General features: G+C 61.3%; 20 protein-coding genes. 8 read left to right on the top strand and 12 right to left on the bottom strand.

The window, feature by feature from the left end; translation table 11 throughout:
• Positions 1-91 precede the first annotated feature (91 nt).
• The 6 genes from PUQ42_RS07065 to PUQ42_RS07090 all read right to left on the bottom strand — a co-directional run bounded on the left by PUQ42_RS07065 (position 92) and on the right by PUQ42_RS07090 (position 8,425).
• Entirely contained in the window at positions 92-1,444 is a 1,353-nt protein-coding gene (locus PUQ42_RS07065) for an MATE family efflux transporter (RefSeq protein WP_273372321.1), read from the bottom strand.
• 163 nt (positions 1,445-1,607) lie between these two features.
• Positions 1,608-2,987 (bottom strand): aldo/keto reductase, encoded by a 1,380-nt coding sequence (locus PUQ42_RS07070; RefSeq protein WP_273372324.1) that lies wholly within the window; start codon positions 2,985-2,987, stop codon positions 1,608-1,610.
• A 12-nt stretch (positions 2,988-2,999) separates the two neighbouring features.
• A complete protein-coding gene (locus PUQ42_RS07075; protein ID WP_273372327.1) occupies positions 3,000-4,667 on the bottom strand; it encodes a 4Fe-4S binding protein in 1,668 nt (555 codons plus the stop codon).
• Positions 4,668-4,765: 98 nt separating this feature from the next.
• On the bottom strand, positions 4,766-5,956 hold the full coding sequence (locus PUQ42_RS07080) for a cupin domain-containing carboxymuconolactone decarboxylase family protein (protein ID WP_420534955.1): 1,191 nt from the start codon (positions 5,954-5,956) through the stop codon (positions 4,766-4,768).
• Between the two features lie 314 nt (positions 5,957-6,270).
• Positions 6,271-7,275, bottom strand: a complete 1,005-nt coding sequence (locus PUQ42_RS07085) for a 2-hydroxyacid dehydrogenase (RefSeq protein WP_087403962.1) — start codon at positions 7,273-7,275, stop codon at positions 6,271-6,273.
• A 295-nt stretch (positions 7,276-7,570) separates the two neighbouring features.
• Positions 7,571-8,425: an AraC family transcriptional regulator gene (locus PUQ42_RS07090; RefSeq protein WP_087309283.1), complete on the bottom strand. Its 855-nt coding sequence runs from the start codon at positions 8,423-8,425 to the stop codon at positions 7,571-7,573.
• Between the two features lie 163 nt (positions 8,426-8,588).
• On the opposite strand from PUQ42_RS07090, the gene PUQ42_RS07095 reads away from it, so the two are divergent.
• The 7 genes from PUQ42_RS07095 (at position 8,589) to PUQ42_RS07125 (ending at position 18,900) form a co-directional block, all read left to right on the top strand.
• Positions 8,589-9,830: an efflux RND transporter periplasmic adaptor subunit gene (locus PUQ42_RS07095; protein ID WP_273372335.1), complete on the top strand. Its 1,242-nt coding sequence runs from the start codon at positions 8,589-8,591 to the stop codon at positions 9,828-9,830.
• 3 nt (positions 9,831-9,833) lie between these two features.
• A complete protein-coding gene (locus tag PUQ42_RS07100) occupies positions 9,834-13,019 on the top strand; it encodes an efflux RND transporter permease subunit (RefSeq protein ID WP_273372338.1) in 3,186 nt (1,061 codons plus the stop codon).
• 3 nt (positions 13,020-13,022) lie between these two features.
• Positions 13,023-14,396: a TolC family protein gene (locus PUQ42_RS07105; protein ID WP_122120705.1), complete on the top strand. Its 1,374-nt coding sequence runs from the start codon at positions 13,023-13,025 to the stop codon at positions 14,394-14,396.
• Complete coding sequence (locus PUQ42_RS07110; RefSeq protein ID WP_273372341.1) at positions 14,396-14,977, top strand: TetR/AcrR family transcriptional regulator; 582 nt, start codon at positions 14,396-14,398, stop codon at positions 14,975-14,977. Before PUQ42_RS07105 ends, PUQ42_RS07110 begins: the two co-directional genes overlap by 1 nt.
• Positions 14,978-15,325: 348 nt before the next feature.
• Positions 15,326-16,612, top strand: a complete 1,287-nt coding sequence (locus tag PUQ42_RS07115) for an O-acetylhomoserine aminocarboxypropyltransferase/cysteine synthase family protein (protein WP_273372344.1) — start codon at positions 15,326-15,328, stop codon at positions 16,610-16,612.
• A 22-nt stretch (positions 16,613-16,634) separates the two neighbouring features.
• On the top strand, positions 16,635-17,651 hold the full coding sequence (locus tag PUQ42_RS07120) for a homoserine O-acetyltransferase family protein (RefSeq protein WP_087309277.1): 1,017 nt from the start codon (positions 16,635-16,637) through the stop codon (positions 17,649-17,651).
• A 40-nt stretch (positions 17,652-17,691) separates the two neighbouring features.
• A complete protein-coding gene (locus tag PUQ42_RS07125) occupies positions 17,692-18,900 on the top strand; it encodes a homoserine dehydrogenase (protein ID WP_273372348.1) in 1,209 nt (402 codons plus the stop codon).
• A gap of 126 nt (positions 18,901-19,026) precedes the next feature.
• On the opposite strand, the gene PUQ42_RS07130 is transcribed toward PUQ42_RS07125, so the two are convergent.
• Positions 19,027-20,229, bottom strand: coding sequence for an MFS transporter (locus tag PUQ42_RS07130; protein WP_122120701.1), 1,203 nt, complete (start codon positions 20,227-20,229; stop codon positions 19,027-19,029).
• Positions 20,230-20,427: 198 nt separating this feature from the next.
• A complete protein-coding gene (locus PUQ42_RS07135) occupies positions 20,428-21,852 on the bottom strand; it encodes a hypothetical protein (RefSeq protein WP_273372351.1) in 1,425 nt (474 codons plus the stop codon).
• 148 nt (positions 21,853-22,000) lie between these two features.
• Here PUQ42_RS07135 and PUQ42_RS07140 point away from each other — a divergent pair, with 148 nt between their 5' ends.
• The gene (locus PUQ42_RS07140; RefSeq protein ID WP_273372354.1) at positions 22,001-22,786 is read left to right on the top strand and encodes a CDGSH iron-sulfur domain-containing protein; all 786 of its coding nucleotides are present in this window, start codon (positions 22,001-22,003) and stop codon (positions 22,784-22,786) included.
• A gap of 76 nt (positions 22,787-22,862) precedes the next feature.
• Here PUQ42_RS07140 and PUQ42_RS07145 read toward each other — a convergent pair whose 3' ends face one another.
• The 4 genes from PUQ42_RS07145 to PUQ42_RS07160 all read right to left on the bottom strand — a co-directional run bounded on the left by PUQ42_RS07145 (position 22,863) and on the right by PUQ42_RS07160 (position 26,809).
• On the bottom strand, positions 22,863-23,684 hold the full coding sequence (locus PUQ42_RS07145; protein ID WP_122120699.1) for an alpha/beta hydrolase: 822 nt from the start codon (positions 23,682-23,684) through the stop codon (positions 22,863-22,865).
• Positions 23,685-23,760: 76 nt separating this feature from the next.
• Positions 23,761-24,732: a flotillin-like protein FloA gene (gene floA, locus PUQ42_RS07150; protein WP_087403971.1), complete on the bottom strand. Its 972-nt coding sequence runs from the start codon at positions 24,730-24,732 to the stop codon at positions 23,761-23,763.
• 12 nt (positions 24,733-24,744) lie between these two features.
• On the bottom strand, positions 24,745-25,215 hold the full coding sequence (locus tag PUQ42_RS07155) for an NfeD family protein (protein ID WP_122120698.1): 471 nt from the start codon (positions 25,213-25,215) through the stop codon (positions 24,745-24,747).
• Between the two features lie 46 nt (positions 25,216-25,261).
• Complete coding sequence (locus tag PUQ42_RS07160) at positions 25,262-26,809, bottom strand: SPOR domain-containing protein (RefSeq protein ID WP_273372361.1); 1,548 nt, start codon at positions 26,807-26,809, stop codon at positions 25,262-25,264.
• Between the last annotated feature and the right edge of the window lie 89 nt (positions 26,810-26,898).

Below are 26,898 nucleotides of genomic sequence, written 5' to 3' on the forward strand. Positions count from 1 at the left end.
CTTGCCGTTACGATTCATACCGCAAAGATAGGAAAACTGCGGCGCGAAGACAAGCCGCCGGCTCGACAAAACCGCATGCGAAGTGACGCTTCTATGCGACCCGATGTTTCGGACGGCGTGCGTAGATGGCCACGACCACACAGAAGGTGAGCACCTCGGAGAGCGGTACGGCCAGCCAGATGCCCGGGATACCGGCCACAAGCGGCAGCCCGAAAAAGCATCCCACCTGAAAGACGAAGCCGCGCAACAGCGTGAGGGCCATGGCCGGACGCGGTCGCTCGACACTCTGGTAATAGATGATCGAGACGATGTTGACGGCAAAGAAGACAAATCCGGCGGCAAAGAGCGGAAGCCCCTCGACGGCTATTCTGTAGGCGGGATATTCCGGCGAGATGAACATCGCCGCGATCCAGCGGCTGGCCAGCGCCGTTGCAAGAAAGACACACGCTCCGAACCCGACGGCCGTAGCCAGCGCCAGGTGGAAGGCCCTGCGGACCCGGTCGGGATTCCCGGCGCCGAAGTTATAGCTCAGGATGGGCTGGGCCGACTGTCCGATGGCGTTGTTGACCATGAAGATGATCGGGAAGAAGTAGCAGGCGATGCTGAAGGCCGCCACACCGTCCTCGCCCAGATAGCGGATGAAGACGTAGTTGCCCGAGAACATCATCGTGGCGATGGCCGCCTCGCAGAGGAAGCTCGACAGCCCCAGCCGACACATGTAGCCGACGTTGCGACGCGTCAGGCGCAGGCTTTTGCGGCTTGTCTTCACGCGGCAGAAGCGAACCCGGCAGCGACGCCGGCTCAGGTAGACGACAATCATCACCGCCCCGACGACATACCCCAGACTTGTGGCCAGTGCCGCCCCCAGCATGCCCCAGCCGCAGACGAAGATGAAGACGTAGTCCAGCACGATGTTGATGACGGCCGGCACGACGTTGCAAAACATGGCGTAGTTGGGCGAGCCGTCCAGACGGATGAAGAACATCCCGGAGCTCAGCAGCGCGCTGAAGGGCAGGAACGGCACAAACCAGCGCATGTACTCGACGGCCAGCGGCAGCAGCCGCTCGGAACTGCCCAGCAACCGCGCCACCTCGGGCATAAAGAGCGAAATCACGAGGCTGTAGAGGGCCAACAGCAGCGTCGAGACGACGACGGCCTGCGTGATGTTGATACGGGCCGTGCGGAGCTTACCGTGCGAAAGGTGAATCGACGCCACGACCGACGCCCCGACACCGAACATCAGACCGACCCCCGTGCTGATGAGGAAGAGCGGCGAGGTGATGTTGACCGCCGCCAGAGCGTCGCTGCCGATGCCGTGGCCGACGAAGATGCCGTCCGTGATGACGAAGGCGACCGAGAAGACCATCCCCAGCACCGTCGGGATCAGCAGACGCCGGAACAACTGCGGAATGTCCATCCGTGCGAAATCGATCCTGTCTTTCATAGGTTCCGTTTTTGGGTCACAAAGATAGGGGCTTCCGCCTGCGGAAAAATTAACATAGGATAAAAAATCGGCCCGACGACGGATCCAAAAAATCCCGGCCGAGATTCTCTCGGTCGGGATTGGGGATCGGGAATTGCGCCCGGACGAACAGAGACTCCGGGAATCAGAGCTTGTTCCGCCGGAGCTGCTCGACAAAATGGTCGATGCGGTGCAGCTGCTGCGGGATGTCGATCGTCTGCGGACAGTGTGACACGCACTGCCGGCAGCCGATGCAGTGGCTGGCCTGACGCAGCCGCGGCACCGAACGGTCGTAACCGATCAGAAAGGCCCGCCGGGCCCGTTGGTAATCGGGATCCTGCGCGCTCTTGGGCACGTTGCCCTCGTTGATACACTTGTTATAATGGGCGAAGATTGCCGGGATATTCAGCCCGTAGGGGCAGGGCATGCAGTACTGGCAGTCGGTGCAGGGAACCATCGGATACCGGAGCAGATCGCGGGCCGTCTCCTCGAGCAGCGCATATTCGGCCTCGGTCAGCTCCTCGAGCGGCGAATAGGTGCGGATATTGTCCTGCAGATGCTCCATGTAGGTCATGCCGCTCAGCACCGTAAGCACCTTCGGATAGGAGCCCGCAAAGCGGAAGGCCCACGATGCGGCACTCTGCGTCGGACGCTGCTCCTTGAGACGGGCGACCAGATGGTCGGTCAACCGCGAAAGACGCCCGCCGAGCAGCGGCTCCATGATGACGACCGGAATGTTGCGCTTCTCCAGTTCGCCGTAGAGGTAGTCGGCATTGAGGTTGCGGCCCGAGGCGTGGCGCCAGTCGACGTAGTTCATCTGGATCTGGACAAAGTCCCAATGGGCTTCGCCGCTGTCGTGCATCGCCATCATGTGTTCGAAAAGCTCCTTCGAACCGTGGAACGACCAACCCAGATTGCGGATGCGTCCCGCGGCACGCTCGCCCTGCAGGAACTTCAGCACGCCGTTGTCGATGAAGCGCTGCCGGAAGGTCTCGATTCCCTTGCCGCCCAGCGAGTGCAGCAGGTAGTAGTCCAGATAGTCGACCTGCAGCTCGCGGAACGACTGCCGGTACATGGCCAGCGAGTTTTCGCGCGTGGGATTCGAAAAATTCGACATCTTCGTAGCCACGAAATAACTCTCGCGCGGATGACGCTTGAGAGCAACGCCCGTCGAACGTTCGGAAAATCCCTGCAGGTAGACGGGCGCCGTATCGAAATAGTTGACCCCGTGGGCCAGCGCGTAGTCGACCAGCGTGTTGACCGTCTCCTGATCGATCGGGTTGCCGTCGGCGGCCGGAGTCTCGAGCAGCGGCCAGCGCATGCATCCGTAACCCAGCAGCGAGACCCGGTCGCCCGTCGACGAGCTGGTGCGATAGGTCATCCGGTCGGTCGGGACCTCGCCCTGCGGGGCGGAGGTGCCGCTGCCGCTCTTCGGCGCACATCCGTAAAGGGCAGCCGTCGTGGCGGCCGCACCGAGTCCCAGCGTCTTCAGAAATTCGCGGCGGTCTATCTTGTTCTTCTCCATCTCTTTCACCGTTTAGAGCGTTTTGTGTTGTTGATGCCCCTCGACGACAATGGCGCTGAAGGGTCGGGCCGGGCAGAGGTTCTCACACGCCCCGCAGCCGATGCAGCGGGCCTCATCGATGGTCGGAATGTGCAGCGAATGGGGGTCATTCGGATCGCTCGGCACCATGTGGATCGCCCCGACCGGGCAGTGGCGGGCGCAGTTGCCGCACGAGACGCCGTCGGTCCGCACCACGCAGTTTTCGGGAATCCACACCGAGTGGCCGATCTGGATCGAGGACTTCTCGGCCAGATCCGTCAGGCGGATGGCACCCGTCGGGCAGACCTCCGCGCACTTCGTGCACTCGGGACGGCAGTAACCGCGTTCGTACGACATCTCGGGCTTCATCAGCCGCATCAGATCGCCCGACGGTCGCAGCACCTGATTCGGGCAGACCGTCACACAGAGCTGGCAGCCCGTGCAGTGGGCGAGGAAATCCCGCAGGCTCCGGGCTCCGGGCGGCACGAGCGGCGTCGACCGCTCCGGGGCGCGTTTCTTCTCGATAAAGGCCAGTCCTCCGTCGACCTTCTTCTCCTGGGCCTGAATGGCCGAACCCACCAGCAGTCCCACCACACCGAGGAATCCGCGGCGCGAAACCTTCCCCCCGGCGGAACTCTCCGAAGCCGGGGAGGCCGGGGCGTTCACCGAGGCAGCAGAGGCTGCGGAGACAGCGGGGGAGACAACCGTGGCCGAAACAGGGCTATCGGTCGTAACTGCAGCGGGGCAGACAATCTGGACAGAAGTGGCCGTCGACCGCGAGAGACTCTTCTTCCGATCCGGTCCCTTTGCGTCGGTTCCGGCGGCCGGTTTCGGTGCCGAGTGCCGCCACGTATAGGAGATGGCTCCCTGGCGGCAGTGCTCCAGACAGTCCATGCAGGCCACACAGCGGCTGTAGTCGATCGTATGAGCCGCCGGATCAATGCACGAAGCCTTGCAGTTGCGGGCGCAGAGCTTGCAACCGTTGCACTTCGACACGTCGAAGCGCGGCTTGAAGAGCGAGAAGCGCGACAGCTCGCCCAGCACCGTGCCCACCGGGCAGACCGTATTGCACCACGTGCGTCCGCCACGCCACGCCAGCACGAAGATCACCACGAAGGTCACCCCAGCAACGAGCAGCGTCGGGAGGCTCTTCAGCCAGACATCGACCGAATAGAAGGCGTAGCTGTCCAAACGCTCGGCCGCCCAGGCCAGCAGGTTGTTGCCCCAACCGTAGAACGGAGCCACGAGGCTCTGGACCATGCGTCCGTAGGCGCTGTAGGGGGCGATCAGTGCGCCGATGCTTCCCAGACCGGCGGCCATCACCCCGATGAAGAGCACAAGCACCGTCCAGCGCAGCCACGTCCGGGCCGGCCGGTAGACAAAACGGTTGCGGTGCCTGCGCCGCCGTCCGGAGAACCACGAGACGAGGTCCTGCAGGACGCCCAGCGGACAGATCACCGAACAGTAGATACGCCCGAAGAGGAGCGTCAGCACCACCAGAAAGAGCACCACCCCGACGTTCAACGCCAGCACGGCGGGCAGAAACTGGATCCGGGCCATCCAACCGAACCACGCGTGGATGCTCCCCGTAAAGTCGAGGAACAACAGCGTGATCAGAACGAAGAAGAGGGTCGCCAATGCGATCCGGATTTTTCGCAGCATGGGTATTCAGTTTGTTCTATCTCACTATCTCATTCCGATGGATGCACACGCTTATCCGTCGATCATTCACCGCATTCCGCTCCCTCTCCCGCAGAAGCCTACTTCTTCCCGGGCAGCACCTCGTTCAGGCAACCGATGGCGTTGAGCGTCCGCGGATAACCGATCCACGGCAGCAGCTGCGTCACCACGGCCAGCAGTTTGCGCTTGTCGTTGCCCACCTGCACGTTGCCGGCGATATGCCCCTTGACCTGGGGTTCGCAGCCGCCGAGCGAGATGAGGATCGAAAAGGTCACCAGTTCGCGCATCGGCTCGTCCAGCCCGCCGCGGGTCATGTAGTCGCCGAAGCAGTTGGCCGAGAGGAAATCCTGAATGTGACGCTCCTCCCCGGGAGCCGCGGCACGCATGGCGTCGATGTTCGCGGCACCGAAGATCGACCGCTGCACAGCCAGACCCTTTTCGAAACGGTCCTCGCGCGAAGTCGTCCCCTGCGGCGCAAGCGGCAGCTTCACGCCCCGGGCCCGCAGCATGTCGTTGGTCAGCTCCAGCAGATCGGCCACACGCGCCATTCCGGCGTAGGGGACCGCATGGTAGAGCACCTCCTTCACCTCGACGGGGGTTATGCCCGTATGAAGAGCCGCCTCAAGGGTCGTCCGGAAGAGCGTCCGGCTCTCCAGCGCCACGGCCGAGGCCAGCGTACAGAGCAGGCGCGTCCGCAGATCGAGATCGCTGTGGGAGGGAACTTCGCCGAGCGCAAAATTAGCAAAAATTTCCGCCAGTTCGGGATCTTCACCGCCCAAAATGGGCGTTTCACCCGGGAACAACTGCTTCAGCAGCTGCCGGGCATCCTCGCTGAGGACCGGAGCGGCGGCTGCAGCGGTTGTGGCGGCCGCATACTGCGCGTCGTCGACGGGTTCGAGCCACGTATTGACGTTGGTCTGCGGATTGCACTCGACGGCCAGATGCGAGAACCAGCTGTCGGGAGCCGCTCCGTGCCAGTGTTCGACATCAGGTGCGATCTCGACGATATCTCCCGGCAGCAACTCCCGGGCCGCCTCGCCCCGGGCCTGATAATAGCCCCGCCCGCCGACGGCAATCAGCAGCTGACCGCCGGTATGGCTGTGCCAGTTGTTGCGGCATCCGGGCGAGAAGGTCACGTTCGAAACCGGCACGTGAAGCGCCGATTCACGGGTCAGCGGTGCCAGCCAGGCCTGACCGATAAAATACTTCGAAAACTGTTCCGGTAATTTGTCACCCACGGGAAACGGGCTGACTTTCTGAGGTTTTTCCATATGCTGTGCATGTAACGTTTGTACACATCCGCCCGCTACCAACAGCAGGGCGGTCCATAAGAGGTTCCAGATTCCGTTCATAAGGTTCGGGATGAAGGTTTTACGGTACAAAAGTAGCATCTTTCCGCCCTCCGAACCATACCCGGATTACGGATCCGCCTACCCGTTTTACGCATTCTCCCGGCAGCACGGCTGCCGGCCCCGTACACCCTCGGCCGTCGCGTCCGCCCGCACCGGTCCGCAGACGGCAGGAGGAGCAGCCCCGTGCCGGATCCGCTCCTCCTCGTCCGTCGTGCTCCCGATCGTGGGACGGGTCACTCGGCGTCGATACGCACCTCGTTCGTCAAGGGCTTACGAGCCTCGAATTCACTGATGTTCAACATCGTAATGCGCGCGATGTTGTCCAACGCCTCCCGGGTGAAGAATCCCTGATGCGAGGTGACAATCACGTTGTTGAACGACAGAAGGCGCGCCAGCACGTCGTCGTCCATAATGCGGTCCGAGGTATCCTCGTAGAAGTAGGCCGCCTCCTCTTCGTAGACATCCAGACCGGCCGCACCGATGCGTTTCTCCTTCAGTCCGTCGATCAGCGCCTCGGTATGGATCAGCTGCCCGCGGCCCGTATTGATGAGCACCACCCCCGGCTTCATGTGCGAAATGGCCACGTCGCCGATCATGTAACGTGTCTGGTCGGTCAGCGGGCAGTGGAGCGAGATGATGTCCGAACGGCTGTAAAGCTCCTCAAGCCCGACGTAGGTGATCCCTTCACGGGCGGCATAAGCCTCGTCGGGGTAGAGGTCATAGGCCAGAATCTCCATGCCGAAGCCCTTCAGAATGCGGATCAGTTCCCGGGCAATCTTGCCCGTACCGATGATGCCGGCCGTCTTGCCGTACATGTCGAAGCCCATCAGACCGTGCAGCGAGAAGTTCCCGTCGCGCGTGCGCCAGTAGGCACGGTGGATCTTGCGGTTGAGCGCCAGCATCAGTGCCACGGCGTGTTCCGCCACGGCGTGCGGCGAATAGGCCGGAACCCGTACCACCGGAATCCCGTAACGGGCCGCCGCCTTCAGATCCACGTTGTTGAAACCCGCACAGCGCAGGGCTATGAGCCGCACGCCCATCTCCGAGAGGGCGCCGATCGTCTCGGCATCGGCCGTATCGTTGACGAAGATACAGACAACATCCGCCCCCTTGGCCAACGCTACGTTGTTGGCATTCAGATGGCTGCGATGGTAGCAGACCTCGAAGCCGAAATTCGGACGGATCCGCTCGAAGGACTCCTTGTCGTAAGGTTGCGTCCCGAAAAGCATGACTTTCATAGCATTCGAATATTAGCCGGAATTTTCCGTGTCCCGAATCGACGCCTCCCCGCATCCGTCTCACCCGCAAACGCAGGGTGCGACATCCGAGGCATCGCGTCGTTCTGAAAACGAAAAATCGAAGTTTTCATTATGTCGGTTTCCAGAAATCGTCCGTTCCGCCGCCGATTGTATCCAGTCACCTATATTATATATCAGGCGACTCCAATATATCAGGCGACTCCACCGGGAATGCGGCAAATTCGGGTCCAAAGCCGCCCCTTGAAGACCAAAAACCCGCCACAGCAGGATGCGATTATCCCCGTCGTGCGTTGCGGTATTCGGTGGGGGACTCCCCGGCGTGCTTCTTGAAGAAGCGGCCCAGATAGGACTGATCGGGGAATTTCAACCGGTAGGCGATCTCCTGCACCGAAAGATCCGTCGAGCGGAGCATCATCCGGATCTCAAGCATCACCGAGCGGTCGATGAACTCCTTGGCCGACGTATGGGCCACGCTGCGCACGATCGTCGACAGATAACGCGCCGAGATACAGAGCCGGTCGGCATAAAAGGACACCTCGCGCTCCTGCGAGCAATATTCGTGAACAAGGGCTGCAAAGCGCTGAAACAGCTCTGTCTGACGTGTCGTCGACTCTCCGGCCGGCATCTGCTTCGAAGCAAAACGCTGCATCTTGTCGTAGATCTCCAGCAGGACGTTCTGCAGCCGGTTCTTGACAATCGTATTGCGGTAGATGTTCTGCCGGTCGCGGTAGTTGAAGGCCATCATCTGAAACCAGATATTGGTTCCGTCGACAATCCGTTGCGGGGGAGTCGACGAGAAGGGATTGCGATGCACGATCTCGAAAAATCCCGGGTCCAGGCGGAAGGCCGCCTCCAGAAAAAGATCCCGCGAAAATGTGCAGTACGAGGCACGAAAATTCTCCGTCCGATCCAGAAAAAGCAGATAGCTCCCCGGCAGCAGCAACACCGTCGAATTGCATTGCAGCCGCCCCTGACACTGATCGACCATCACCTCCGCATGTCCCTCCCGACAGAAGAGAATGGCACACCCCTCGAGGCGGTGGGCATTCTGCTCGAAGTAGGAAAAATCGGACTCGCCGACAATGAACTGCTCCTCCGCAGAGGTGATTAACGGGTTGATTGAGGTCATGTGAATTCTTTTTTCGAACAAAAATAGTGAAAAAAGAGTTAATTCCTCTATTATTGTTCCGAAAAATGCCAACACTGTTCGCAATATAAGGCACATCGGCACCGTTTTTAAGATACTTTTGCACCTGAAAAAGTTTTTTAGTACAATAAAGCAAAGGAAAGTTATGAAGCAAACATTCGTGAAAGCGGCCGTTTGGGCATCTTGCCTGGCTGCCGTTGCATGTGGGCAGGCTCCGACGGCCATGGGTCCCGGCGAGTATGCCGTGATGACCATCGCCCAGACCGACCGCGAAATCCCGACCAACTACTCGGCAACGATCCGCGGTCGCCAGGACATCGACATCTATCCGCAGGTTTCGGGAACCATCTGGCAGCTCTGCGTCACCGAAGGTCAGAACGTATCGAAGGGGCAGACCCTCTTCATCATCGACCAGGTCCCCTACAAGGCCGCCCTGCAGACCGCCGAGGCCAATGTCGCAGCCGCCGAAGCCAGCGTGGCCACGGCCCAACTTACCTATGACAGCAAAAAAGAACTTTTCGCCCGCAACGTTGTCTCGCAGTTCGACCTCTCGACCGCCGAGAACAACCTGCTCACGGCCAAGGCCCAGCTGGCTCAGGCCGAAGCTCAGCGCGTAAACGCGGCCAACAACCTCTCCTATACGGTTGTCAAGGCTCCGTCGAACGGCGTCGTCGGCACGCTTCCCTACCGGGTCGGTGCCCTGGTGAGCGCCTCGATGCCCCAGCCGCTGACCACCGTCTCGGACAACTCGACCATGTATGTCTACTTCTCGATGACCGAAAACCAGCTGCTCAACCTCACGCGCCGCTACGGCTCGATCGCCCAGACGCTGAAGAACATGCCCGATGTCGAGTTGCAGCTCAACGACGGCTCGATGTATGACAAGAAGGGCCGCGTGGAGTCGATCAGCGGTGTGATCGACACCTCGACGGGCAGCGTTTCGCTGCGCGCCGCATTCCCCAACCCCGACGGACTGCTCCACAGCGGCGGTTCAGGCAACGTCGTGCTGACCAACTCGTTCAAGAACTGCATCGTCGTGCCGCAGGCCGCCACGTTTGAGATTCAGGACAAGGTATTCGCCTACAAGGTCGTAGACGGCAAGGCCACGTCGACCCCGCTCAGCGTCGAGAAGATCTCCAACGGGCAGGAATATATCGTCACGTCGGGACTGGTTCCGGGCGATGTGATCGTCACCGAGGGTGTCGGCCTGATGCGTGAGGGCACGCCGATCCGTCCGAAGGGCGAGGCCGCCGCTCAGGCTGCTCCCGCCGAAGAGGCTGCCGCAGCTCCTGCCGCCGCAGAGAACCAGGAGCAGGCTGCCGCCGCCGATAACCAGACCGAGCAGAAGGCCGCTTCGGCCCAGACTCAAACCGAAAAGGAGGAATAACCCATGACACTCAGACATTTCATTGAACGACCCGTACTGGCGTCGGTCATCTCCATTGTCATCGTGATTGCGGGCATCATCGGCCTTGCAACACTGCCTATCGAGCAATACCCCGACATCGCGCCCCCGACGGTCATGGTACGTGCCTCCTATCCGGGAGCCAGTGCCGAGACCATTCAGAAATCGGTGGTCGTGCCCCTCGAGGAGGCCATCAACGGCGTCGAGAACATGACCTACATCACCTCGAGCGCCGCAGCCGGAAGCGCCTCGATCTCGATCTACTTCCGCCAGGGAACCGACCCCGACATGGCGGCCGTGAACGTACAGAACAAGGTATCGACCGCCACCGGACAGCTGCCTTCCGAGGTAACGCAGATCGGTGTGACCACCATGAAGCGTCAGACCTCCATGGTGAAGATCTTCTCGCTCTACAGCCCCGACGACAGCTACGACGAAACGTTCCTGTCGAACTACCTGAAGATCAATATCGAGCCCCGAATCCTGCGTGTCCAGGGCGTCGGCGAAGCCTTCACGCTGGGCGCCGACTACTCGATGCGTGTCTGGCTCAAGCCCGACGTCATGGCCCAGTACAAGCTCATCCCGTCGGACGTAACGGCGGCACTGGCCGAGCAGAACATCGAATCAGCTACCGGTACGCTGGGTGAGAACTCCGACAATACGTTCCAGTATACGATGAAGTATCGCGGACGTATGCAGACCCCCGAAGAGTTCGGGCAGGTGGTCATCCGCTCGGATGCCGACGGCAACGTCCTGCGTCTGAAGGATATCGCCGACATCGAACTCGGCCGTGAATCCTACGCCTTCAAGGGCTACACGAACGGACACCCGGGCGTCAGCGCCATGGTCTTCCAGACCGCCGGCTCGAACGCCACTCAGGTCGTCAACGACGTCAACACGCTGCTCGACGAAATCTCGCAGGAGTTGCCCAAAGGCATCGCCATCGCCCACCTGCAGAGCGTCAACGACTTCCTCTACGCTTCGATGAAGGAGGTGGTCAAGACCCTCTTCGAGGCCATTCTGCTCGTAATCCTCGTCGTATACGTCTTCCTGCAGGATATCCGTTCGACGCTCATCCCGACGGTCTCGATCATCGTGGCCCTGGTCGGTACGTTCGCCTTCCTGTCGGTGGCCGGATTCTCGATCAACCTGCTGACGCTCTTCGCCCTGGTACTTGCGATCGGTACGGTGGTCGATGATGCCATCATCGTCGTCGAGGCCGTTCAGGCGCGCTTCGACGCCGGATACAAGTCCTCCTACATGGCCACGATCGACGCCATGTCGGGTATCACGTCGGCCATCGTTACCTCGACGCTCGTCTTCATGGCCGTGTTCATCCCCGTGGCGATGATGGGCGGTACGTCGGGTGTCTTCTACACGCAGTTCGGTATCACGATGGCCGTGTCCGTGGGTCTGTCGGCCGTCAACGCCCTGACCCTCTCGCCGGCCCTCTGCGCCCTGATCCTGAGACCCTATCTGGATGAGAACGGCGAGATGCGCAACAACTTCGCAGCCCGCTTCCGCAAGGCCTTCAACACCGCCTTCGGCGCCCTGGTAGCCAAGTACAAGCACGGCGTGATGCTCTTCATCAAGCACAAGTGGCTCATGTGGTCGACGCTCGGCCTGGCCTTTGTGGCACTGGTCGTGCTGATGAACTCCACCAAGACGGGTCTGGTGCCCGACGAGGACCAGGGTACCATCATGGTCAATGTCACCACCGCACCGGGTTCGACCCTCTCCGAAACCAACAAGGTCATGGAGGAGATCGCCGGACGCATCCGGAGCATCCCGCAGATCAAGGACTTCATGCAGACGGCCGGTTACGGCATGATCGCCGGTCAGGGTACGTCGTACGGTATGTGTATCATCAAGCTGAAGGACTGGGACGAGCGTCCCGATAAGGAGGATGCCGTCAATGCGGTCATCAACCAGATCTACGCCCGCACGGCCGACATCAAGGATGCCCAGCTCTTCGCCGTGGCTCCGCCCATGATCTCGGGTTACGGTACGTCGACCGGTTTCTCGATGAACCTTCAAGACAAGACAGGCGGTGATCTGACCGATTTCTACAACATCTACCTGCAGTTCATCGCCGCGCTGAACCAGCGCCCCGAAATCGCCCGTGCCTACTCGACCTTCAACATCAACTTCCCGCAGTACATGGTCGACATCGACGCCGCCAAGGCCAAACGCGCCGGCGTATCGCCCTCGACCATCCTCTCGACCCTCTCGGGATACTACGGAGGACAGTACGTCTCGAACATCAACCGATTCTCGAAGATGTACTACGTGACGATCCAGGCCGACCCGAAATACCGTCTCGACACCGAATCGCTGAACAACGTCTTCGTCCGCACCGAAAGCGGCGAGATGGCTCCGCTGAGTCAGTTCGTCAACCTGACGCGTGTCTACAGTTCGGAGGTGCTCAACCGCTTCAACATGTACAACTCGATCGCCGTGAACGGTATGGCCGCCGACGGTTACTCGTCGGGTGACGCCATCAAGGCCATCCAGGAGGTTGCCGCCCAGGTACTGCCCCGAGGCTACGGCTACGAGTTCGACGGCATCACGCGTGAGGAGGCACAGACGGGCAGCAACACGATCATCATCTTCAGTATCTGCATCCTGCTGATCTACCTGCTCCTGAGCGCCCTGTACGAGAGCTTCCTGCTGCCGTTCGCCGTCATTCTGGCCGTACCGTGCGGACTGATGGGTTCGTTCCTGCTGGCCAAGATCATGGGACTCGAAAACAACATCTACCTCCAGACGGGTATCATCATGCTGATCGGTCTGTTGTCGAAGACCGCCATCCTGATCACGGAGTACGCCGCCGACCGCCGCCGTGCGGGCATGAGCCTCACGCAGGCCGCCGTCTCGGCCGCCAAGGTCCGTCTGCGTCCTATCCTGATGACCGTGCTGACCTGCGTCTTCGGTATGATCCCGCTGGTACTGTCGCACGGCGTAGGTGCCAACGGCAACTCGACGCTGGGTTCGGGTGTCGTCGGAGGTATGATCGTCGGAACGCTGGCCCTGCTGTTCCTCGTGCCGTCGCTGTTCATCGTCTTCGAGACGCTTCAGGAGAAGCTCAAACCCCTCGAACTGGATCCCGATCCGCAGTGGGCCGTACGCGCCGAAGTAGAAGAGGTTAAAAACGAGAAAGAGGAGGAGTAAACCATGAGAAAAGCCATCATCATACTGGCTGCAGCGGCCATGACCGGCTGCGGCATCTACAAGCCCTACACCCGTCCCGAGGTGATGACCGACGGACTGTACGGCACGGCCGAGACCAACGACTCGACCACGCTGGGCGACATCAACTGGCAGGAGATGTTCACCGATCCGCAGCTGCAGACGCTCATCACGCGGGCTCTGGAGAACAACACCGACCTGCAATCGGCCGGATGGCGCGTCAAGGAGGCCGAAGCCACGCTCAAATCGGCGCGGCTGGCCTACCTGCCGTCGTTCAACTTCGCCCCCCAGGGTTCGCTGAGCAGCTTCGACGGCGCCACGCCGACGAAAACCTACACGATTCCCGTGACGGCCAGCTGGCAGATCGACATCTTCAACGGTCTGACCAACGCCAAACGCAAGGCCAAGGCACTCTACCTGCAGAGCCAGGAGTATGAGCAGGCCGTCAAGACGCAGCTCATCGCCAGCGTGGCCAACCTCTACTACACGCTGCTGATGCTCGACAGCCAGTACACGGTGACCGAAGAGACGGCCGCCAAATGGCGTCAGAGCGTCGAGATGATGCGCGCCATGAAGGATGCGGGTCTGACCAACGAGGCCGGCGTGGCCCAGTACGAGGCCAACACGCTCTCGATCGAGGCGTCGCTGCACGATCTGGCCTACCAGCGCACGCAGACCGAAAACAGCCTCTGCTCGCTGCTGGGCGAGGCTCCGCACCCGATCGAGCGCGGTCTTCTGGAGGCACAGCAGATGCCCGCCACGCTGGCCGTGGGCGTGCCCCTGCAGATGCTCTCGAACCGTCCCGACATCCGTCAGGCCGAATACTCGCTCATGCAGTCCTACTACGCTACGGCCAGTGCACGGTCGGCGCTCTATCCGTCGATCACGCTGAGCGGTACGCTCGGCTGGACGAACAACAACGGCATCATTGTCGATCCGGGCAAGCTGATCTGGACGGCCGCCGCATCGCTGCTGCAGCCGATCTTCAACGCCAACGCCAACCGCGCCCAGGTGAAGATCGCCAAGGCCCAGCAGGAGGAGTCGCGTCTGGCATTCCAGCAGGCGCTGCTCAATGCCGGAGCCGAGGTCAACAACGCACTGGTGCAGTGCCAGTCGGCCCGCGCCAAGACCGATCTGCGCATCGCCCAGATCGAGGCGCTCGAGCGTGCCGTCGAGGCTACCGAACTGCTCATGCAGCACGGCACGACGACCTACCTCGAGGTATTGACCGCCCAACAGTCGCTGCTCTCGGCCCAGCTGTCGCAGATCTCCGATCAGTTCGACGAGATCCAGGGCATCGTGAACCTCTATCAGGCTCTCGGCGGCGGACGTGACCTTACAAGCCAGGAGGAAAAGTAATGAAACGGGGAGCGACCAAGGAAGAGATCATCCGCACGACGCAGGAGTTCATCTCCCGCAACGGCATCCGTGCCGTGCGGGTCGATGAGATTGCACAGACGCTGGGCATCTCGAAACGCACGCTCTACGAAATGTTCACCGACAAGAACGATCTGATCGGCGCCTGTCTGGACGCCATGCGCAACGAACAGCAGCAGCAGATCGTTGCCTGTCGCAAACGCCGGGGAGGAAATCCCCTGCAGAAGGCCCTCCGGTTGATGAACCAGTACATCGAGAACCTCTACAAGGTGGATCACAGCTTTCTGTCGGACCTGCGCCGCAAGGTGATCTTCGCCGAGCACTACGACGAACACCGCGAATTCTGGCACAAGGAGCTCTCACTGCTACTCGACTCCTGTCGCAAACAGGAGTTGCTGCTGCCCGAAATCGACGCTGCGGCCTTTGCCGACCAGTTGATGGGCTCGCTGCTCGACCTGCGGCTGAACGGCACCTCGCGTGAAGAGTTGAGCCTCTTCTGCCGCACGATACTGCGCGGTGCAGCTACCCGTCAGGGAATCGAGCTGATCGACCGCCGGGCGTGAAAATCCCATACCCGGCCCGGGCCGGCCGAAAGCCCGGCCACAGAAACCCGCGAAAAGCCCCGCACGAAAAATGCGGGGCTTTTCTTGTGTCGGGTTGCATTTATTAAAATCTTTTTCTATATTTGCATCAACAACACGATCCGAAACCCGGAAAGCGGCATGAAGGCACAAACCACATATCGCGTATATACGCAGAAAGTCGTCGACACCTCCTCGACGACGATGATGGTCATGTGCATGTGCAGCCGAGCAAGCCGGGTGTAACCTTTTCGTGTGCAGAAACGATATGATCCGGCTTTGAAGAAAGTCGGATTTTTTTTGTAAAACCGCTATCAAACGTCAATTGAAATGGATACGCGAAAGTACCGATTCGAGACCCGGCAGATCCATGCCGGACTCAACCCCGACGAACCGACCGGTTCGCGCGGAATAGCCATCTGGCCCACGGCAGCCTACCGTTTCCGCAGCTGCGACCATGCGGCGCGGCTCTTCGAACTGAGCGAAGCCGGAAATATCTACACCCGGCTGCAGAACCCCACGACGGCAGCCTTCGAGGAGCGCATCGCCGCCCTGTACGGTGCCGTCGGGGCGCTGGCCGTCTCGTCGGGCATGTCGGCCATTCTGGTCACGGTGCTCTCGCTGGCCGGGGAGGGCGACAACATCGTCACCTCGCCGTTCCTCTACGGCGGCACCTACAACCAGTTCCGCATCACGCTGCGCCGGCTGGGCATCGACTGCCGCATCGCTCCGAGCGAGGATCCCGCGTCGTTCGAGGCGCTGATCGACGATCGCACGAAGGCCCTCTACGTCGAGAGCATGGGCAATCCGACCTGTGCCGTGCCGGATCTGGAGGCGCTGGGCAAACTGGCGCGGCGGCGCGACGTGCCGCTGGTGGTCGACAATACGTTCGGCGCGGCGGGCTACCTGTGCAATCCCTTCGAGTGGGGGGCCAACATCGTCGTCGACTCGGCCACGAAGTGGATCAACGGCCACGGGACGTCGATGGGCGGCGTGATCGTCGACGGCGGCAACTACAACTGGGCCAACGGCAAGTTCCCGCAGATTGACGGACCTTCGGAAGGCTACCACGGGCTGAATCTCCACGAGGCGTTCGGTGCGGCGGCCTTCATCGTCAAGTGCCGCGTCGACGGCTTGCGCGACATGGGGTGCTGCCCCTCGCCGTTCGATTCGTACCTGATGCTGATCGGTCTGGAGACCCTCTCGCTGCGCGTGCGTCAGGAGGTCGAATCGACGCGCCGGCTGGCCGAATTCTGCCGCCTCCACCCGAAGGTGCGCACGGTCAGCTACGTGGGTTTCGACACCCATCCGAGCCACGACAACGCCCGCAAATACTACCGTTTCGGGTCGTCGGCGATCTTCACCATCGAGCTGCAGGAAACGCTGGAGAGCACCGTGCGCTTCGTCGAGTCGCTCCGCCTGGCAGCCAACATGACGATGATCGGCGACTCGATCACCGTAGTGACCCATCCCGCCTCAACGACCCACAAGCAGTTGAGCGAGGCCGATCTGGCGGCCGCCGGCGTCACGCCGACGATGCTGCGCATCTCGGTCGGACTCGAAAATGTCGAGGATCTGATCGAGGACTTCGAGCAGGCCTTCACCCACGCCGAATAACCGCACGCCGAAACGCCTCACGATGGAACCGACGATCTATCGGGCCCCCGGGCCCTTCCGACTCGAATCGGGCGCTGTGCTGCCCGAACTGCGCATCGCCTACCACACCTACGGCCGGCTGAATGCCGCACGCGACAACGTCGCATGGGTCTGCCATGCGCTGACGGCCAATTCGGAGGTGGCCGACTGGTGGCCTCACACGGTGGAGCAGGGGCGTTTTCTCGACCCGGACCGTTACTTTGTGGTCTGTGCCAACATCCTCGGCTCGCACTACGGCACAACCGGGCCGCTGCACGTGAATCCGGCGACGGGCCGTCCCTGGTACGGCAGCTTTCCGCACGTCACGATCCGCGACATGGTGCGGGCCCACCGCCTGCTGGCCGACGCACTCGGCATCGGACGGATTGCACTGCTGGTGGGGAGTTCGGTCGGGGGATTCCAGGCCGTGGAGTGGGCCGTCGGGGAGCCGGAACGTATCGAGCGGCTGGTGCTGATCGCCACCGATGCCAAGGCCTCGCCCTGGAACATCGCCATCAACGAGACGCAGCGCATGGCCCTCGAGGCCGACGCAACCTACGGCCAGGAGCGCCCCGATGCCGGCATGAAGGGGCTGGCCACGGCCCGGGCCCTGGGGCTGCTGAGCTACCGCGGCCCCGAAGGCTACAACCTCACGCAGCAGGACCGCGAGGAGTCGCCCGAAAACCACCGCGCCTGTACCTATCAGCAATACCAGGGCGAGAAGCTCTGCCGGCGCTACAACGCCTATTCGTACCACGTGATCCTCGATGCCTTCGACACGCACGACGTCGGATACGCACGGGGCGGGGTAGAGGCGGCCCTCGGGCGGATCCGGGCCCGGACGCTCATCGTCGGGATCACGACCGACATCATCTTCACCCCGGCCGAGATGCGGCGCCTGCAACGCCGGATCCCCGGAAGCCGTTACGGAGAGATCGACTCGCCGTTCGGTCACGACGGCTTTCTGGTCGAATACGAACAACTCAACGCGCTGCTGCGCCCCTTCGAGGCGGAGCCGTGATACAACCTCTCTGATCAACAAACAAAAAACAAATACGGCTATGACGAAAATCAAAATCGGACTGTTCGGATTCGGCGTCGTCGGACAGGGCATCTACGAAGTGGTGCGCAAATCGAAGAACGCCCACGCCGAGATCGTGAAGATCTGCGTGCGCGACCCGCAGAAACCCCGCAAGATCGAAGTCGATCCGGAGCTCTTCACCTCGTCGGTGGACGACATTCTGGACAACCAGAACGTGAATCTGGTCGTCGAGGTGATCAACGATGCCGAGGCGGCCTACCGGATTGTCAAACGGGCCATGCTGCGCGGCATTCCGGTCGTTTCGGGCAGCAAGACGATGCTGGCCCACCACCTTCCGGAACTGATCGAGATTCAGAAGACGCGCGACGTGGCGCTGCTCTACGATGCCTCGTCGTGCGGTTCGATCCCCGTGATCCGCAACCTCGAGGAGTATTACGACAACGACCTGCTGCTCGAGGTGAAGGGCATTCTGAACGGTTCGTCGAACTACATCCTCTCGCGGGTCTTCGACCACCGCGACTCCTACGCCCATGCGCTGGCTCAGGCCCAGGCGCTGGGGTTTGCCGAGAGTGACCCGTCGTTCGACATCGAGGGCTACGACTCGCTCTTCAAACTGGTCATCATCACGGTCCACGCCCTGGGAACGTACGTCGCCCCGGAGCGGATCTTCACCTACGGCATCTCGACGATCCACGACTCGGATATCCGCTACGCCCGCGAAAAGAACGTCAAGATCAAACTGGTGGCACAGGTCGTCAAGGTGAGCGACGAGCACTTCACGATGTTCGTCATGCCAGAGTTCGTCACCCCGTCAAAGTACATCTACAGCGTCGACGACGAGTACAACGGCGTGGTGATCCGCGGCGAGTGCTACGACCGCCAGTTCATGTTCGGCAAGGGGGCCGGAAGCCTTCCGACAGCCTCGTCGATCCTGAGTGACATCATGGCCCGGCAGCACAACTACCGCTACGAGTACAAGAAGATGAACTACATCGAGAAGCCCGAATACACGACCGACATCCAGCTGAAGATCTACGCCCGCTACCGCGAAACCGACGTCCGGCAGATCCTTCACTTCACGAAAATCCACGAGCAGTTCATCAGCGAAGAGAGCAACTACGTCATCGGCGACATCCTGCTGAGCGAATTGATCGCCAAACGCCCGCAGCTCTCGGGCAAGGATGTCTTCCTGGCCAACATTCCGATCTTCTTCCTCGACCGCGACTGATCAAGAGGGGGGGGGCAGGAAGAGCTGAGAGAAAGAGAACAGAAAGAGCAGAGAGAGCAGAGAGAACAGAGGCAGAAGAATTGGCATCCCGGATCTCTCTTTTTCGGGTCGCCACCCCCGGGAGCATCAGTCGCGGTAGTACTCCTCGCCCAATCCGAGGGTGAAGTCCGCACGGCGCATCCACGTCACGGCGGCCATGACCGCCACCAGCACGGCATTGAACAGGAAGGGGAACCGTTCGCCGTGCGTGTGGAAGAGATCGCGGAAGAGATCCACGACGAAGGGGCAGATCATCACCGCCAGGTAGTTCATCGCCATGACGCACGAGAGGGCCAGCGTAGCCGATCGCGGCGGAGCGATCGTAGCGGCCTTGTCATAGATGACGGGCTGCATGATGCCGTAGCCGTAACCGGCCAGCAGCGCCCCGACGACGAGCATCGCTTCGCTGCGGAAGAGCCCCAGACACAGCAGTCCGGCAGCCACCGAGAGCAGCGCGACGAAATTGACCCACGATCGGAGCCGCCGGATGATGCGGTCGACAAAGAGTCCCGGCAGCATGATGGCCAGAAAGAACAATGCGATCAGCACCCCGGAGAAAGAGTTGCGGATGCGGTAATCGTCGATCAGGAACGATGCGTAGTAGACGATGGCCAGCACGGCATAGGTGATGAAGAAGTAGAAGAGCATCAGGCCGACAAGTTTCCGCCAATCGATGCGTTTGTTGCGCAGCTGGATGCTCCGGGCGGGTTCGGGCTCGGGAGGACGGCGCCGCAGAAAGAACGACAGGACCAGCGAGAGCCCCGGCAGCGTATAGACCAGAAAGGGGAGGTGCCAGTCGACATTGGCCAGATAACCCGTCACCACGGTGGCTACGACGAGCGTCAGGTTGTTGATCGCCGAGCTGTAACCCAGCTGCCGCACACGCCGGTCGCCCGTGAAGTACTCGACGACAAGCCCCGTGGAAAGGGGGATGACCATCCCGGCGCCGATGCCGAGGATGCAGCTGGCGACAATCAGGCTGACGATACTGCGCAGGAAGAGGCAGGCCACGCCGCTCAGAAAGAAGATCGACAGTCCGACGGCGAGAATCCGCTGTTTGTCGCGACCTTCGGAGAGTTTGCCCGACAGCAACACGAAGGGGATGATCAGCAGCGACGGCAGCGACGTCAGCATCTGGATCTCCAGATCGGTCACTTTCGGAAATACCTTGTTCAGATCGCCCAAAATGGGCGAGATGGCCAGTCCGGGCAGCGAAGCGATGGCCGATACAGACCAGATGGCCAGCAGCACGACGAGCGGAATGGACCCTTTACCTGTTTTGATTTCCATGTGCAAAGATTTTCGAGAATCCTTGCAAGTGTCGTACCGAAATTCCGGGTCGACGCCGGAATCCCCCTGACAGATTGCACAACCGCTCCTCCGCCTCTGCGTCGGGAAAAAAGAGGCCGGTCCCCTCAACGGGAACCGGCTCTATTGAGGGTCTGGCTGCCGGGGTATCCGCACCTGCGAGCCCCTCTGCGGCCGAAACTACTCCTTCACGCAGCGGACCGGGAGTCCACCGGCACGCCGCAGGGCGTAGGGGGCCTCAACGGCCTCCGCACTGCCGTAGTGGAAATAGACGGCTGCGGAGAGATTCTCCGCCGTCGACGCATCGGCCGTCCAGTAGAGGCCGATCCAGGGCTGGGCCTCGTCGGCACGCGTACTCTTCGGATCGGCATCCGTGAAATAGAAGTTCTGGAACTTGCCGTCGCGATAGGTGCGCTGTCCGGCCCCCATGAAGAGCGACGAAACGCCGTCTTTGGCCAGCGTCACGCTGTATTTCGTATTGGCCCACTCCAGCGAGGCGGCCTCGGGCGTCAGCCCCGCAAAGGCAGCCGCCGGAGCTACACGCCAGCCGGCCGGACAGGGATCATAGAGGCTCTTAGCCGTGCCGGGAGCCGTCCACAGCGCGGCGTCGTGGCTCCACAGCCAGTCGTACTCCGACGCCTCGACCCCCTTCAGGAAGAGCTGCGGATTAAGCCGTGCGTAATCCACCGTTCCGTTCGAGGAACTCGTCTCCACCGGAGTCGCCGAAAGGCTTACATTGCTGCCGTTGTAGATCGTGGCGGCCGTACCGTTGGCAAAGTTGTAGGTCGACGGACCGATAAAGGGATCCTTGCGGCCCCACTGGTAATAGAGTCCGTACGAAGAGCGGATATCGTCCGTCGATTCATTGCCCGAAGCCAGCGCTCCGAGGTTGCGGTCCATCATCGTGTAACCGTTGAAAAGCCGCTGGCCGGCTGCCGCCGAGGGATCGTACGCGGTCACCCAGATGTGCCAGCTCCAGAGCAGTGCTCCGGAGGCATCATAGGCACCGATCACGGCATTGCCCGACTTGATCGTCGTTTCGTCGTTGCTGTCGGCACCGACGTAGAACGAGGCCTTGCCGTTGTCGAGCGTCACATACTGGATCAGACTCGAAGCGCTCTGCCACACCACGCCCACCGAGACCGTTGCCAGCGAAGCGTCGTCGGGACGGTGCATGACGTCAAGCAGGTAGTTCGTCTCCTTCTGGGAGACGATGTAGCTGTTGGCCCGCTGCGCCGAGAGATCCTGCCGGGCAACCACCCCGACGAAGATCGAAGCGCTGCCGGCGGCACCGTCGCGGCCCGACCCGCTCAGCGTCACCGTACCGGTTTTGACATCCTCCTCGTCGAAGGTCGACGGCGGAGTAACCGTAACGGTCATGGCCGCGCTGTTGACGACGACATTGTCCCACCCGGTCGGTTTGCTCGAGATGGAGAAGGTATCGAGGTTCGAGGCTGTAAAGTGGACCGTCACGGGCTCGGTATCCCCCTCGGAGAAGAAGATGGCGGGTTCGTCGAACGCAAGCGACCCGGTCACATCGTCCTTGCCGCACGAGATGAAGAGGGCGGCGGCCAGCACACAACACCACCCGGCGAATCTTTTCATATTCATCGTGTATTTACTGAATTTCAATTCCAAAAACCGTTGCAAAGATACCAAAAAGCGGGACAAATCCCACACGACAGCGGCGATTTTTGCATCCGGAACAATTATTGCCGCCGAAAGACTAACGAATTCCAAAAGCATATAGTATATGTCGACACCGAAAATTGAAACCGGAAGCCGTCAGGCCGACGACCGTTACTCGATCACCGTGAGCGAGAAGGGCCCCTATCTGGTCTACGGCCGTCCGCCGCTGGCCACGCAGTTCATCATGCTCAATGCCGAATACGAAAGCTGGTACTTTCTGCCGGGGCGTCATTTTCCGACCGCTTCGGAACCCACGGTCCTGTGCCGCTGCGGAGCCTCGAAGCACAAGCCCTATTGCGACGGAAGCCATACGTCAGCCCGCTGGGACCCGACACTCACGGCCCGTGACGAACCGCTGCTGGCCCATTCGGAGGAGATCCGCGGCGAGACCCTCGCCATGAGCGACAATGCGCAATACTGTGTCTTCGCGCGCTTCTGCCACGCCTCGGGAGATGCCTGGACGCTGACCGAACGGTCCGGCGATCCGACCTCGCGCCGCTTGGCTATCCGGGCCGCCTCGATGTGTCCCGGCGGACGATTGATGGCCTGGGATCGCGATTCGGGACGTCCCTACGAGTTTCGTTTCGAACCGAGTCTGGGGCTGATCGAGGATCCGGCCATCGGCTCCAGCGGCGGGCTGTGGGTGCGGGGAGGCATTCCACTGCGCCGCCAGACGGGGCAAACCTACGAGATCCGCAACCGCATGGTGCTGTGCCGCTGCGGCCAGTCGGCCAACAAGCCCTACTGCGACGGCACCCACGCCTCCATCAAGTGGCAGGATCACCTCGATGCGGCACCGGAGGAGACGTCCGAACCGCTCACCGAACGGGAGGCCGTTCCCGTTCCGTAGCCCGTATGCAGCGCACCTTGACGGCCGAAAGCGGGGCCGTCCGGATTTCAGTGCTCCCCGGGATCCGTTCCGGGGATCACTTTTTCAGCGCCCGGGGATCGAAATAACGGTAGAAGAAGAGCATCTGCGAGGGGAGCGAAATGGCCCAATAGGCCGCATTGTGCGCCCCGGGCCGCACCTGAAAGTCGTGACCGATGCCCAGATCGAGGAGCTTCTTGTGCAGATTCAGATTCACCTCATAGAAGAAATCCTCGTACCCGCAATCGAAGATCAGGGCCAGATCGCCGTTTTTCAGGCTGTCGACCTGTTCGATCACCGTGTGGTCGCGCCAGCGTTCGGGGAACTCCTTCTCTTCGCCCAGTTGCCGCTTCATCTCCCACGAATCGGGGAAGGGACGGATATCCACACCTCCCGAGGTGGAACCCGCCGCACCAAACCGGTCCCGATGGTGCAGTGCAATCCACCATGCGCCGTGGCCACCCATGCTCAATCCCGTGATGGCCCGTTTTTCACGCACGGGCAAGGTCGGATAGCGGGCATCAATCCAGTCGACCAGCTCCTGCGCGACGAAGGTCTCGAACTGCGAGCGGGGATCGAGCGGACTGTCCCAGTACCAGCTGTTTTCGCCGTCGGGGCAGACCAGAATCATACCGAAACCGTCGGCCAGACGCGGCAGGTCGGTGATTCCGAGCCACGAGAGGTGCGATCCGCCGTAACCGTGCAGCAGATAGAGCGTCGGGAGGCGATGTCCCTCGCCGGCCGCATCGGGAAGGACCACCACGGTCGGAATTTCACGTTGCATTTTGGTGCTGAAGACCGCCACGGTATCAATCCGCGCAGCCTCGGCGGCCACCCCGATCAGAAGGGCTGCCGCCAGAAAAAGAATTCGCTTCATCATTGTGTTTGCTGTTCGGGTCCCGAATTCAAAAAAGGGGCGCCGCAGCGCCCCGATACCATTCCGTCAACAAAGCCGTCTATTTCTTCTCCGGCCGGGCGATGGTCTCACGCATCTGCGTATCGGCCATCATGTTCTTCATGCGGTAATAGTCCATGATTCCGAGGTTTCCGTTGCGGAACGCCTCGGCCATGGCCAGCGGCACCTCGGCTTCGGCCAGAATCACCTTCGCACGGGCCTCCTGGGCCTTGGCACGGTTCTCCTGCTCCAGAGCCACGGCCATGGCACGCCGCTCCTCGGCCTTGGCCTGGGCGATGTTCTTGTCGGCCTGGGCCTGGTCCATCTGCAACTGGGCGCCGATGTTCTTGCCCACGTCGATGTCGGCGATGTCGATCGAGAGGATTTCGAAGGCCGTACCGGCATCGAGCCCCTTCTCGAGCACCACGCGCGAGATCGAATCGGGATTTTCGAGGACAATCTTGTGCGTGGCGGCCGAACCGATCGACGAGACAATGCCTTCGCCCACACGCGCCAGCACGGTCTCCTCACCGGCACCGCCGACCAGCTGTTTGATGTTCGCACGCACCGTGACGCGGGCCTTGGCGATGAGCTGAATGCCGTCCTTGGCCACGGCGGCCACCGGCGGTGTGTTGATCACCTTCGGATTGACCGACATCTGCACCGCCTCGAAGACGTCGCGTCCCGCCAGATCGATGGCCGTGGCCATCTTGAAGTCGAGCAGGATGTTGGCCTTCTGGGCCGAGACCAGTGCATGGACGACGTTCGTGACATTGCCGCCGGCCAGATAGTGGGCCTCCAGCTCGTTGGGGTTGAGCGCCAGACCGGCCTTCGTGCTCTCGATCATCGACGAGACGATGATCGAAGGGGGCACCTTGCGCCAGCGCATCAGCACCAGTTGCAGCAGACTGATCCGCACACCCGACACCAGTGCCGAGAACCACAGTCCCACGGGAATAAAATAGAAGATGAGCCAGATGGCAAAGAGGCTCACGACGACGATCAAGGCGATCAGTCCAAGCTGAAGATTCATACGTTACGTGTTTTATGGGAGGGGTTTGACAATGACGCTGAAATTCTCGAAGCCCACGACCTCGACCTTGCGCTGCGGATCGACGTAGGCTCCGGTGGATTTGGCCTCGTAGGTGCGGCCGCCGATCTCGACCTTGCCCATCGGCGAGAGGCGCGAGAGGGTGCGCCCGCGGTCACCGACCTGCAGTTCGTCGGCCGGCAGCACGGGCATGCTCGACGAGCGGATCTCCTGCCGCAGCGAGAAGCGCTGCCACGTCCGGGCGCGCAGCGATACGACGACCACCAGAAGCGACAACAGCAGAACAACCGCGATGACCACCACGCCGCCCGTCGTACCGTAATCCCTGAATGCCAGATAGATCGAGCTTCCGTAGCAGACCAGCGACAGGATGGCGCCGATCGAGACTCCGGGCAGCAGCACCAGTTCGGCCAGCAGGAATAGCAGGCCAAAGAAGACAAGCAGAATGATGTAGAAGAGTTCCATAAAGCGCTTCGAGGGATTTTATGGAGTTAAAGATAGCAAAAAATTCTCACGGATTGGGCATCTCGACCACTTTAATTTCGAGTGCGGGGTCCAACTGACGGACGGCATCGGCCAGACGGTCGGCCACGGCGCGGTCGTTGAACCCGCCGACGACGAACAGCTGCTGACCCACGCGCGAGAGTTCGTGCCCGGCGGCCGTCTCGGCGATGGCCTGCTTGACGGCATCCGAGAGGGCCTCCGTTCCGGTGATCTCGACCCGGTAGGCGAGGTTCTGCGCCTCGGGGTCGCGCGAGAGGTTCCGCTCCGCGCCGTCGGTCCAGACCACGATCTCCGGACGCACGAAACCGTGCTCCTTCAACACCTTCTGGGCCGCCTGCGCCTCCTCCAGCGTGGCGAAACCGCCCGTATAGTAGCACCACTTGCCGTCGTCGTTGATCAGATAGAACAGCGGATAGGCCCCGCGGAAGGTCGCGGCGGCGCGCTTCGTATTGAACGTTCCGAGCAGGATGCGGTAGATCGTGCCGTTGGCGTAGACCTTGCACTCGGGGATCGGGTTCTTGTACGTGTATTTGGGCGTCGACGAGAAGGCCACGCTGTCGTAGTCCAGGAAGTAGCGTTCGGCCACGGCGATGCGCGGCAGCCGTTCGTCCGCCTGCGCCAGCACGGAGGCCACCCCCCGCAGCGAATCCCGGGCCGCATCGAGCGACAGGACACCGGCCACCGCCGTCTCGTAGTCGGTCAACACCCGTTTGCGCAGCAGATAGTCCGTCACGGCCGTCGATTCGGTCGAATCGCTCAGCTCCGAGAGCCGGCGGACCGCCCGCGAAAGAGCCTTCTCCTCGCGCGAGAGGATCTCCTCCTGGCCCAGTTCATCGAGCAGATAACCGTAGGCGTAGTTCTTGTTGTCGAAGATGTAGTTCCACACCTCGGAGAGCGAATCCGACAAGACGCGGTTCACCCCCTGCAGGGTCCTCAGCCGTCCGTAGATCTCCATGGCCTCCTGTTCGGTCTGCACCGCGGCGTAGGTTTCGGCCAAATCACGGAGCGTGGCGTAGTTGGCCATGAAACGGTCGACATACTCCCGGGCGCGGGGTTCAAGCTGCTGGGAGCGGCGCAGCGCCGTGTAATCGGCCTCGGCCAGATGTTCGCGGAAGTAGAGGTTGTCAACCAGATTGCGCACCTTCAGCGAATCGGGCACCGTCACGGCCGGATTCTCCGCGGCGGTGTTCGCCGACGGCACGCCGCCGTTCAGATTGGCCAGCACCCACTCCTGTTCGATCGTATTGATGCGGTCGATCAGCCGGCCCTTCGCATTGCGGATCTCGAAGATCCGGCTTTCGAGCTGCAGGATCTGCTGCGAATACTCCTGGCGGCGTGCCGGATCCTCGCGCAGCTGACGCCTCAGTTGCGCCACGGCATTCACGATCGAATCCTCGCGCTGCTGCAACCGGGCATCCTCGCCCAGCAGCGACATATACTCCTCGTTGTTCTCCAGACCGGCAATGCGGGCCTCCACCGGGGGTTGTTGGGCCAACAGACCGCCCGCCGTCAGAAAGAGCGCACCCAGCACATATATGAAATTCCTGCGAAACATAGGCTTCGGATTATCTCCACCATTTAATCAAAAAGATCTGAATCAGACCGAAAATCTCCAGACGCCCCAGCAGCATCAGCAACGTATTC

The organism is Alistipes megaguti, from assembly GCF_944320325.1.
Lineage (GTDB): Bacteria > Bacteroidota > Bacteroidia > Bacteroidales > Rikenellaceae > Alistipes > Alistipes megaguti.

Coding starts and splice junctions, on each gene's coding strand:
- PUQ42_RS07065 (WP_273372321.1), bottom strand. CDS start 1,444: ATGAAAGACAGGATCGATTTCGCACGGATGGACATTCCGCAGTTGTTC.
- PUQ42_RS07070 (WP_273372324.1), bottom strand. CDS start 2,987: ATGGAGAAGAACAAGATAGACCGCCGCGAATTTCTGAAGACGCTGGGA.
- PUQ42_RS07075 (WP_273372327.1), bottom strand. CDS start 4,667: ATGCTGCGAAAAATCCGGATCGCATTGGCGACCCTCTTCTTCGTTCTG.
- PUQ42_RS07080 (WP_420534955.1), bottom strand. CDS start 5,956: ATGGAAAAACCTCAGAAAGTCAGCCCGTTTCCCGTGGGTGACAAATTA.
- PUQ42_RS07085 (WP_087403962.1), bottom strand. CDS start 7,275: ATGAAAGTCATGCTTTTCGGGACGCAACCTTACGACAAGGAGTCCTTC.
- PUQ42_RS07090 (WP_087309283.1), bottom strand. CDS start 8,425: ATGACCTCAATCAACCCGTTAATCACCTCTGCGGAGGAGCAGTTCATT.
- PUQ42_RS07095 (WP_273372335.1), top strand. CDS start 8,589: ATGAAGCAAACATTCGTGAAAGCGGCCGTTTGGGCATCTTGCCTGGCT.
- PUQ42_RS07100 (WP_273372338.1), top strand. CDS start 9,834: ATGACACTCAGACATTTCATTGAACGACCCGTACTGGCGTCGGTCATC.
- PUQ42_RS07105 (WP_122120705.1), top strand. CDS start 13,023: ATGAGAAAAGCCATCATCATACTGGCTGCAGCGGCCATGACCGGCTGC.
- PUQ42_RS07110 (WP_273372341.1), top strand. CDS start 14,396: ATGAAACGGGGAGCGACCAAGGAAGAGATCATCCGCACGACGCAGGAG.
- PUQ42_RS07115 (WP_273372344.1), top strand. CDS start 15,326: ATGGATACGCGAAAGTACCGATTCGAGACCCGGCAGATCCATGCCGGA.
- PUQ42_RS07120 (WP_087309277.1), top strand. CDS start 16,635: ATGGAACCGACGATCTATCGGGCCCCCGGGCCCTTCCGACTCGAATCG.
- PUQ42_RS07125 (WP_273372348.1), top strand. CDS start 17,692: ATGACGAAAATCAAAATCGGACTGTTCGGATTCGGCGTCGTCGGACAG.
- PUQ42_RS07130 (WP_122120701.1), bottom strand. CDS start 20,229: ATGGAAATCAAAACAGGTAAAGGGTCCATTCCGCTCGTCGTGCTGCTG.
- PUQ42_RS07135 (WP_273372351.1), bottom strand. CDS start 21,852: ATGAAAAGATTCGCCGGGTGGTGTTGTGTGCTGGCCGCCGCCCTCTTC.
- PUQ42_RS07140 (WP_273372354.1), top strand. CDS start 22,001: ATGTCGACACCGAAAATTGAAACCGGAAGCCGTCAGGCCGACGACCGT.
- PUQ42_RS07145 (WP_122120699.1), bottom strand. CDS start 23,684: ATGATGAAGCGAATTCTTTTTCTGGCGGCAGCCCTTCTGATCGGGGTG.
- floA (WP_087403971.1), bottom strand. CDS start 24,732: ATGAATCTTCAGCTTGGACTGATCGCCTTGATCGTCGTCGTGAGCCTC.
- PUQ42_RS07155 (WP_122120698.1), bottom strand. CDS start 25,215: ATGGAACTCTTCTACATCATTCTGCTTGTCTTCTTTGGCCTGCTATTC.
- PUQ42_RS07160 (WP_273372361.1), bottom strand. CDS start 26,809: ATGTTTCGCAGGAATTTCATATATGTGCTGGGTGCGCTCTTTCTGACG.